Here is a 5,104-nt window from a genome sequence, read left to right on the forward strand (position 1 = left end):
TCCGTCATTGAATGAGTAAAGGGAGGGGGATCCTCACAAGCCAACGGCATCGATGTGCCCACGTGGGAAAATGCGAAGTTTTCCAAGACGACCGGACGATCCAATGGTGAATCGTACAGCAGTCGGTGTGAATATCGAGAAGAACCTGTTCCGGGTGCATTACGTCGATCAGTAAACTGCTGAGATCGTGAATAAGCCGATCAAACGGGCAAAGTTCCTTGAACATTTCGCGAACCGTGCGCCGTGCATGATCGGGACGGTAGCGTGCGGTGGTGCCCACCACTGGGCTCGGCAACCGACGAAGATGGACCACGAGGTAAAGCTGATGCCGGCGGAGTTCGTCAAGGCGTTCAACATTCGGAACAAGAGTGATGCGGCAGACGCGAAGGCGATGTGGCTAGCGGTGCGGCAACCGGGCAAGCCGATAGCAGTCAAGACCGAGATGCGCCGCGGTGGCGGAAGATAGAGGTGGGCCGGCGACTGCGCGCTTGCGACGTCGAAATGCCTTTCCGGAGCGGGCAGCAACTTGATCGCCCATCGGTGCTGGGTTGAATGGTCCACCTCGATACCCCGCTCGGCCATCATTTCTATATGAACGCGTCCCTTTGCGCCAGTTCTCGCTTGTTGTGACAGACAGGATGGGCTGCTGCTCTATATCCGGGCTTGTTGCAGCCCAATAGGCTACGGCCCCATATGAAATCCGCTGGCCCGCGCCTCATTCTTCAAACGAGCCCGAAGCTCTAGAGATGATTCAGGCTTGGCGGGCCCCGCTCCTACCTGGCTTGAAAATCATCTAGCGGACCTCCCACCGCCGCCCGCTAGGGCGGCGGGGTTAAAGTGAGTGCGCGAAAACCGCTTTAACCAGAAGGAGGTCATCATGAACTATAGCGGCATTGACCTGCACTCGAACAACAGCGTGGTCACCGTGACTGACGAAACTGATCGGGTTCTGGCCGAGAAGCGTCTGCCGAACGATTTGCCGAAGATTCTCGCTTTCCTTGCTCCGTGGCGAGCAGAGCTGGCAGGCGTCGTGGTCGAGTCGACGTTCAACTGGTACTGGCTTGTCGACGGGCTGCAGGAGGCGGGCTTCAATGTACATCTCGCCAACACGACGGCAATCAAAAAATACGACGGACTCAAGCACAGCGGAGATGAGACCGATGCACGTTACCTAGCTCACCTGCTGCGCTTGGGGATACTCCGGACAGGGACCATTCTCCCGCCACAACAGCGTGCTGTCCGTGATCTTGCGAGGAAACGGATGCAACTCGTACGAAGCCGCACTTCCCACATCCTCGCGGTGGAGAACATCACGGCACGCCAGTTCGGAAAGCGAATCACGAGCAATCAGGTAAAACGACTGGACGAAGAATCGATCAAACAAATGCACTTGCCCAACGATGTCGCACTCGCGGTTCGGGCAAACGTCGCGGTCATAACAACGCTCTGCGCGCAGATCGGGTGCCGTCATCAACAATCTGTGGTCAAGCGGTGCAGCCCACGCATCGCTTGCTGCATCTCGGTTTTTACCGCTACCGGCTTGCCTGGCGCACGCTTCCATCCCGATCAGGCACGGCGCACGGTTCGCGAAGTGTTCGAGGAACTTTGCCCGCTTGATCGGCTTGTTCACGATCTCGCCGGTTTCCTGATCGATGTAATGCAACTGGAACACGTTTTTCGCGATGTCCACACCAACTGCTGTACGATTCATCACTGGATCCTCCGGTCGCCTTGGAAAACTTCCTATTTTCCACGTGGGCACATCGATGCCGTTGGCCCCGTGAGGATCCACCTTGCTTTGCTCACTCGGTCACGGGGTGGGACGCGTTCATTTCATTTCTTCGAGGTTTCGTAGGCTCAGTGTGTACGCCACATACCAGCGCACGCACATCAGCATGACATCGAGCGGATAGTGCAGTCGCTTTATAACCTTCGCAATTCCTGGGGCAATGGCCGATGGCCGTTCGTGGGTGCCTTCTTGATCATCGGGTCAGCACCGGGGGGCGTCAGACGCGCATTCTAGCGCCTCAGCACTAATGCGACACAACCCTTCAATGACGCTTAGTGTTGTCATCAATATATTTGACGCCCTTCTTCTGGTATTTGCACAGAGAGTCGCGTAACGTGCTGTGTTAGGTAGCCGGGTAGTGCGACGACCCGCAGGGCTTAGGTTAATTAACATTTTCCCGATAAGGATTGTTTATGGAAAAGATAAACAACTGATTGCGGGTGTTCCGAAGGGGCGGAATTTGTTTGCGTGCCCCGTCGGGACTGGCTCGCGGGGTTGGCGAGGGCGGTCGGGTCAAAGTCAAGGCTTTGCGGATACGAGCATGGCTGCAAACCATGGTCCGCAGGCAATCCCCACGACATTGGCGGATGAGCAGTTCGGGCATTTATATTGCCGCATCTTAGCCGTGGCCGCCGCCGACGTTGCTGTGACAGAAGATGTTCAACTACGGGTGCGTGATGCGTTGCTTCTGCGCGGCAGTCACGACTTCGACGATCTCGGTTCCTGTCGCCGCTTTATCGACGACATCGTCGATCGAATCAACGTGCATGATGGCAAACGCATTGAGGTCGAGCAGGCACTGCTTCAGCCGCTTCCGTTCCAGTGTACGTGCGACTACGAGGAAACGCGCGTGTACGTCACGATCACGTGCGGCTTCGTCCTGCGCAAGGTGTTCTATACCGTCACGGCTGATCGGCCCATCGCCTGCGCGTACGGCTGTATGACGACCGGCTGGTCCATCACTCGACGATCTTCGAGCTGAACGTCGAAAGCTACCGTCGCCGTACCGCCATGGAGCGCGAGCGCAAGCGCAAGCAACAGGGGCCAGGGCGCCCGGCCAGTTCACGTGCTACGGCATCGATCTCACCGACTGACGCGCTGTTCCTCTCATCCAGATTGCCGCGCCACAACTCGTGTAGGTTCGCCTCACCGCACGCAGAGCGGCGGTCGCCCCAATGCAAGCGATTGCCAGCAACGATCTATCCAATTGGAAATGCACAGATGGGCCAAGTTACTCGTTATATGCTGTTGACCGGCGCCAGCCGCGGTATCGGTCATGCCACAGTTAAGCTTTTTCAGGAAAACAACTGGGAGGTGTTCACTGTCTCACGGCGACCGTTCTCGGACAGTTGCAAGTGGCCTGCGGCGCGTGAAGCGCACATCCAAGCAGACCTCGCGGACCTCGATAGCATCGAACGGATCGCTTTGGAAGTCAGGCGATGGCTACCTGATGGACAGTTACATGCGCTCGTCAACAATGCTGGAATCTCGCCTAAAGGCGAGAACAGATCGCGCCTCGGAGTTCTCAACAGCGACTTTCGGACATGGATGACTGTTCTTAACGTGAATTTGGTATCCAACGCATTACTGGCGCGATCGCTGTTCCCAGAATTGGTCCGAGCAAAAGGGGCGATTGCCAACGTAACATCGATCGCCGGGGTGAAGGTTCATCCTTTCGCGGGTACTGCGTACGCAGCTTCAAAGGCTGCGCTCGCAGCTCTAACACGAGAAATGGCGCACGAGTTTGGCCCCGAGGGCGTACGCGTCAACGCTATTGCGCCGGGCGAAATTGATACCTCGATCCTGTCGCCCGGCACAGAGGAGATCGTGGATCACGGTATTCCTATGCGTCGTCTCGGAGATCCGGCCGAAGTCGCACGAGTAATCTACTTCCTCTGCACTGAGGCCTCGTCGTACATCAACGGAGCAGAGTTGCACGTCAATGGAGGGCAGCATGTCTGAAGTCATGCGTCGGCACATAAAGTCCGACGCCCACGGGTTGTGTCGCATTAGAGTCGCTAACACAACCTGGACATCAAGCCATGGACGCCATATCCTGGCGACATGACAAGACGAAAAATCAGTAGCGAACTGTGGGCGGCGCTGGAACCATTGATTCCCGTATTCGAACCGTCGCCCAAAGGCGGGCGCCGACGTACGGTCGACGACCGCGCAGCATTGAACGGCATCCTGTATGTCCTGCAAGCGGGCATTCCATGGGAAGACTTGCCGCAGGCACTTGGTTTTGGCAGTGGCATGACATGCTGGCGACGACTACGGGATTGGTAGGCTGCAGGTGTTTGGGAGCAACTGCATCTGGCGATGCTTCGCCGGTTGCGTGAGCATGACCAGATTGATTGGGAACGGGCGAGTCTTGATGTCGCCAGTGTTTCCAGCCCCCGGGGGGACCAGGAAACCGGCCCCAGTCCGACGGACCGTGGCAAGCTCGGGTCGAAACGGCACATCGTGGTAGATGCGCGAGGCATTCCGCTGGCCATCACGGTCACGGGCGCCAACCGGCACGACTCGATGGCATTCGAGCCCACGCTCGATGCTATTCCGGCAGTGCCGGGCCTGAATGGCCAACCCCGCAAACGCCCGGGCAAACTGCATGCGGACAAGGGTTATGACTTTGCCCGCTGTCGAAGTTACCTCAGGCAGCGTGGCATCACGGCCCGTATCGCGCTGCGCGGCGTAGAAAGCAAGGAGCGGCTCGGGTGGCATCGCTGGGTGGTCGAGCGCACGCACGCCTGGTTCGCCGGATTAGGCAAACTGCGCATTCGTTTCGAACGGCGTCTCGACATTCATGTTGCGTTGCTTTCCCTGGCTGCTGCCGTTATCTGTTCACGCTTCGTGGATGACTTGTGTTAGCGACTCTTAGTGCAGGGACGCTGAATGCGCGTCTGACGAACCGGTACTGACCTGAGTTAAGGAAATCAGGCATCGAATCGACACGAACCAACCTCGCGCGGCGGCTCGCCGCAACGATGGGCCGCGCATCAGCGAGGTGTATTTCAACAGCCTGCCAGGATGGGATAGCGCCACGCCTGACCCATCTTTCGCCATGCTCAGCGTTCTGCCGGTCGCTTCACCTGTCTCCGGCATTCGTCACCACTATGTCGTCAAGCAGGATGGTCACTACGTGGTCATAGGCTAATGGTGGGGTCGAAGCGGCGGCGGCCATCGGATGTGAGATGTAAATGCCGGCGCCGGGTGCGCGACGGCTCACGATCTCGCCGGCACGGTCGGTGCTGCCCAATGCGATACTTTCCGATGCCACGATCATTGTAAGCGGCAGCTTTGGTTTAGCAGGTT

Annotated in this window: 3 protein-coding genes and 6 pseudogenes; 5 read left to right on the forward strand and 4 right to left on the reverse strand. The window is 57.8% G+C overall.

What is annotated here, in order from left to right:
• Positions 1-106: 106 nt before the first annotated feature.
• Positions 107-451, forward strand: a pseudogene (locus BMI01S_RS40140) (IS110 family transposase); the annotation flags it as partial.
• Between the two features lie 27 nt (positions 452-478).
• Here the strand turns inward: BMI01S_RS40140 and BMI01S_RS41585 are convergent.
• A pseudogene (locus BMI01S_RS41585) lies at positions 479-588 on the reverse strand (IS6 family transposase); the annotation flags it as partial.
• Positions 589-877: 289 nt separating this feature from the next.
• Here BMI01S_RS41585 and BMI01S_RS35790 point away from each other — a divergent pair.
• Positions 878-1,459: pseudogene (locus BMI01S_RS35790) on the forward strand (IS110 family transposase); the annotation flags it as partial.
• Positions 1,460-1,485: 26 nt separating this feature from the next.
• Here BMI01S_RS35790 and BMI01S_RS40145 read toward each other — a convergent pair.
• Both BMI01S_RS40145 and BMI01S_RS43625 read right to left on the reverse strand, forming a co-directional pair.
• Positions 1,486-1,711: pseudogene (locus tag BMI01S_RS40145) on the reverse strand (IS110 family transposase); the annotation flags it as partial.
• A gap of 123 nt (positions 1,712-1,834) precedes the next feature.
• A pseudogene (locus tag BMI01S_RS43625) lies at positions 1,835-1,951 on the reverse strand (IS6 family transposase); the annotation flags it as partial.
• A gap of 379 nt (positions 1,952-2,330) precedes the next feature.
• Here BMI01S_RS43625 and BMI01S_RS44350 point away from each other — a divergent pair.
• The 3 genes and pseudogenes from BMI01S_RS44350 (at position 2,331) to BMI01S_RS35805 (ending at position 4,660) form a co-directional block, all read left to right on the forward strand.
• Positions 2,331-2,771 (forward strand): hypothetical protein, encoded by a 441-nt coding sequence (locus BMI01S_RS44350; protein WP_167334451.1) that lies wholly within the window; start codon positions 2,331-2,333, stop codon positions 2,769-2,771.
• A gap of 239 nt (positions 2,772-3,010) precedes the next feature.
• On the forward strand, positions 3,011-3,751 hold the full coding sequence (locus BMI01S_RS35800; RefSeq protein WP_028215350.1) for an SDR family NAD(P)-dependent oxidoreductase: 741 nt from the start codon (positions 3,011-3,013) through the stop codon (positions 3,749-3,751).
• 102 nt (positions 3,752-3,853) lie between these two features.
• A pseudogene (locus BMI01S_RS35805) lies at positions 3,854-4,660 on the forward strand (IS5 family transposase).
• A gap of 217 nt (positions 4,661-4,877) precedes the next feature.
• Here BMI01S_RS35805 and BMI01S_RS35810 read toward each other — a convergent pair.
• Positions 4,878-5,104 (reverse strand): hypothetical protein (locus BMI01S_RS35810; RefSeq protein ID WP_218002771.1); only part of this gene is annotated, 227 nt, incomplete at its 5' end.

Source organism: Paraburkholderia mimosarum LMG 23256 = NBRC 106338, assembly GCF_000739815.1.
Taxonomy (GTDB): Bacteria; Pseudomonadota; Gammaproteobacteria; order Burkholderiales; family Burkholderiaceae; genus Paraburkholderia; species Paraburkholderia mimosarum.